This window comes from Acidovorax sp. KPB24-07, from assembly GCF_057543315.1.
The window spans coordinates 1-3,009 of the sequence record NZ_BAAJYS010000390.1 but is presented as its reverse complement, the minus strand read 5'-3'; the positions used below and the strand labels follow the sequence as shown (position 1 = coordinate 3,009).

The 3,009-nt window shown below is 68.3% G+C and carries 4 protein-coding genes; all 4 read right to left on the bottom strand.

Translation table 11 applies throughout. From position 1 onward, the window contains the following. Positions 1 to 133: 133 nt before the first annotated feature. From AC27IQ_RS21490 to AC27IQ_RS21475, 4 genes are read right to left on the bottom strand one after another with little or no spacing between them, the layout of a single operon-like run. Positions 134 to 559 (bottom strand): ExbD/TolR family protein, encoded by a 426-nt coding sequence (locus AC27IQ_RS21490; protein WP_272564068.1) that lies wholly within the window; start codon positions 557 to 559, stop codon positions 134 to 136. A gap of 20 nt (positions 560 to 579) precedes the next feature. Continuing rightward, complete coding sequence (gene tolQ, locus AC27IQ_RS21485) at positions 580 to 1,284, bottom strand: protein TolQ (protein ID WP_272564067.1); 705 nt, start codon at positions 1,282 to 1,284, stop codon at positions 580 to 582. Further along, positions 1,281 to 1,733: a tol-pal system-associated acyl-CoA thioesterase gene (locus AC27IQ_RS21480; protein ID WP_487090723.1), complete on the bottom strand. Its 453-nt coding sequence runs from the start codon at positions 1,731 to 1,733 to the stop codon at positions 1,281 to 1,283. The genes tolQ and AC27IQ_RS21480 overlap by 4 nt, the downstream gene beginning before the upstream one ends. An 8-nt stretch (positions 1,734 to 1,741) precedes the next feature. Then, a complete protein-coding gene (locus AC27IQ_RS21475; protein WP_284399469.1) occupies positions 1,742 to 2,926 on the bottom strand; it encodes a pyridoxal phosphate-dependent aminotransferase in 1,185 nt (394 codons plus the stop codon). Between the last annotated feature and the right edge of the window lie 83 nt (positions 2,927 to 3,009).

Genomic DNA, 3,009 nt, shown 5'->3' with positions numbered 1-3,009 from the left:
CACGGCCAGCGCCACGGCGCGCAGGCGCCCGGGCGGACGGGTGGGGGCGAACTGGTCGCGGTCGTTGGAGGCGTGCATGCGATCGAAAAAAAAGCGAAAACGGTGCGAAGGATCGAGGGCGGCGAGGGCCCCGTCAGCCGCCGGACTTGACCGACAGGCCCACGCGCTGCACGCCCGCCCTCTGCAACGCATCCATGGCCTTCACCACGGTTTCGTACGTCACGGTCTTGTCGGCGCTGATGAGGATGGGCGTATCGGGCGGCTGCGTGGCCTGCCAGGCCTTGGCGGCGGCGCCCAGGCCCTGTAGGGTGATCGGGCGCTCGGCGTCGCCGGTCTTGAGCTGCAGGCTGCCGTCCTTCTGGATGATGACCTGGCCGAACGACTTGGGCGGCTTGGCGCCCTTGCCGACGGAGGGCACGTTGATGGCGCTGGGCGTGAGCATGGGCGCAGTCACCATGAAGATGATGAGCAGCACCAGCATCACGTCGATGAAGGGCACCATGTTGATTTCGTTGATGGTGCGGCGCCGGCCGCCGCCGCGTGAAGCCATTGCGGGCATGCTGCTGTCTCCTGTGCTGCTCAGTGGCCCGAGGCGGACGACGTGGGCTGCGCGCCCAGGTTGCGCTGCAGGATGTTGGAGAACTCCTCGATGAAGGTCTCCTGCTGAATGGCCACGCGGTCGATGTCGCGCGCGAAGCGGTTGTAGGCGATCACGGCCGGAATGGCGGCGAACAGGCCGATGGCCGTGGCCACCAGCGCTTCGGCGATGCCCGGGGCGACGGTGGCCAGGGTGACCTGCTCCATGCCGGCGAAGCCGGTGAAGGCATGCATGATCCCCCACACGGTGCCGAACAGGCCCACGTACGGCGAGACGGAGCCCACGGAGGCCAGGAAGGACAGGCTGGACTCGACCACGTCCATCTCGCGCTGGAAGCTGGCGCGCATCGCGCGGCGGGCGCCGTCGAGCAGCGTGCCGGCGTCCGAGATGCGGCGCTCGCGCAGTTTCTGGTACTCGCGCATGCCGCTGGCGAAGATGCGTTCCATGGGGCCGGCGTTCTTGGCGTTCTGCGCGGCGCTGGAGTACAGGTCGTTCAGGCTGGTGCCCGACCAGAACTCGCGCTCGAAGTCTTCGTTGAGCGACTTCACGCGCTTCAGGGCGAACAGCTTGCGGAAGATCGCGGCCCAACTGGCCACGGACACGCCGATCAGCAGCAGCATGACGAGCTGTACCACCCAGCTGGCGTTGAGCACCAAATTCAGGATGGACATGTCTTGGGAGTTCATGATGAGAGTTGTTCCAGAAGGGGGCCCGGGATGCGTGCGGGACGCAGGGTGGCGGCATCGACCCATCCGATGCGGATGGTGCCTTCACACAGTAGCACGGGCTGGGATTCGATCATTTGCTCTGGTTTCAGGAGCGCTTGCTGGCGTATTGTCAGGGATGCGCGGCCACCCTCTTGCAAAGAGGCCGTAACAATCAGTTCATCGTCGAGGCGCGCCGGCCGCAGGTAGCGCAGGCGCGCGTCCGTTACGACAAACATGCCGCCCGTGAGTTCCCGCAGGTTCTGCTGCCCCAGGCCCAGCGAACGCAGCCATTCGGTGCGGGCACGCTCGAAGAACTTGAGGTAGTTGGCATAGAACACGATGCCACCGGCGTCGGTGTCCTCCCAGTAGATGCGCAGGGGCCACTCGAACGGGGCCGAGGCCCGAGGGGGGGCGTTCTCCGTTGCCATGCCGGCCTTCATCCGAGCAGCGTGCGCAGGCGGGCCACGGATTCTTCCAGCTGCGCCATCGAATTGGCCGTGGAAAAACGCACGAAGCGCTGCGGCTCGAACGCGCCGAAGTCGCGGCCCGGCGTGACGGCCACGTGGGCGCGGCGCATCACCTCGTAGGCGAAGTCCCAGCTGCCCGAAACGCCCAGGCGCTCGGCGGCCTGCGTGCAGTCGGCCCAGGCGTAGAAGGCGCCGTCCGGCACCACGGGCACCGGCAGGCCCAGCGCCTGCAGCGCGGGAATGAAGTAGTCGCGCCGGGCCTTGAACTCGGCGCGGCGGCGCTCGTATTCGGCAATGCTCTCGGGCTCGAAGCAGGCGAGGGCGGCATGCTGCGACACGGTGCTGGCGCAGATGAACAGGTTCTGCGCCAGCCGCTCGACCACCGGCACCATGGCCTCGGGCACGACCATCCAGCCCAGGCGCCAGCCGGTCATGTTGAAGTACTTGCTGAAGCTGTTGATGCTGATGACGTTCTCGTCGATGGCCAGCGCCGTGTGGCCGAAGCGCTCCTCGTACGACAGGCCCAGGTAGATCTCGTCGATCAGCGTCACCCCGCCGCGCGACTGCACGGCCGCATGGATGCGGCGCAGTTCCTCGGGCGCAATCGAGGTGCCGGTGGGGTTGGAGGGCGAGGCCAGCAGCACGCCGCGCGTCTTCGGCCCCCAGGCCGCCTCGACCTTGGCGGCGCTCAGCTGGTAGCGCTCTTCTGCCGTGGTGGGAATGAGCACCGCCTTGCCTTCCGCCGCGCTCACGAAGTGGCGGTTGCACGGGTAGCTCGGGTCGGGCATGAGGATCTCGTCGCCCGCATCGATGAGGGCCAGGCAAGCGAGCTGCAGCGCGGCCGAGGCCCCCGCCGTGACCACGATCCGCCGGGCCGGCACCTGCACGCCGAAGCGGTCGGCATACCAGCCGCTGATGCGCTCGCGCAGCGGCTCCAGGCCCAGGGCGTTGGTGTATTGCGTGGTGCCGCGCTGCACGGCGCGGGCGGCCGCCTCCTGCACCAACGGCGGCGCGGTGAAGTCGGGCTCGCCGATGTTCAGGAAGATCATCGGCTCGCGCGTGCCGGCGACCTCGCGCGCCAGGGCCTGGGCGGCCTTGGCCACTTCCATCACATAGAACGGTTCGATGCGCTCGGCGCGGGAGGAAAACTGCATGGAAAAGATTCCTGCCCGCGCGGCGCGGGCGTGGGGATGGGATGCCCGGCCGGGGCACGGGCGCGGGGCGGGCCGGACCGGCC